Below are 501 nucleotides of genomic sequence, written 5' to 3'. Positions count from 1 at the left end.
ATAATTTCTTTTTTATATATTTATCTTCTATATGATTATATTGGGATGCTTTTACTTTATAAGTATTAATCTTGGTTAACTTTGTATTATGCCATTTTAGTTTATTATCAAGTATCGTTAAAAACATTGATGGTGCCTTATTTGCTAAACTCTTGCCAAATCGCTTTTTCTTGTTGAATTTACCGTTTGTATTAACAGTAGTTTCCTTTGACCTTGATTGAAGCCCTTTATAATTCATAGTTTCAACTAATATTCTATTTCCTAAACTTATGATATAATTAGCTGATTTCTCATGGGATTGTTTCCTTATATAAGCTTGTTTTCTCTGAACTTCCCTTAATTCATTTTGAGTTTTGATATATTTATTTGACTTAATCCATGTCAATTTTATTTTCTTTAAATTAGTCATAATTCCCTTTTTTATAGTCCCATTTTCATTATAATTATTAGGGTTATTACTTCTTCTTTGTCTATCTAATTTCCTGAGTAATATATTTTTTT

1 pseudogene is annotated in these 501 nt (G+C 25.1%); it reads right to left on the bottom strand.

Going from position 1 to position 501, the window contains the following annotated elements:
- Nucleotides 1-501: pseudogene (locus tag KPL44_RS25145) on the bottom strand (RNA-guided endonuclease TnpB family protein); the annotation flags it as partial.

The organism is Clostridium sp. DSM 17811 (assembly GCF_018861905.1).
GTDB classification, from domain to species: Bacteria; Bacillota; Clostridia; order Clostridiales; family Clostridiaceae; genus Clostridium_AD; species Clostridium_AD frigoriphilum.
The sequence above is the reverse complement of the archived record's forward strand: the minus strand, read 5'-3'. Positions and strand labels throughout refer to the sequence as shown.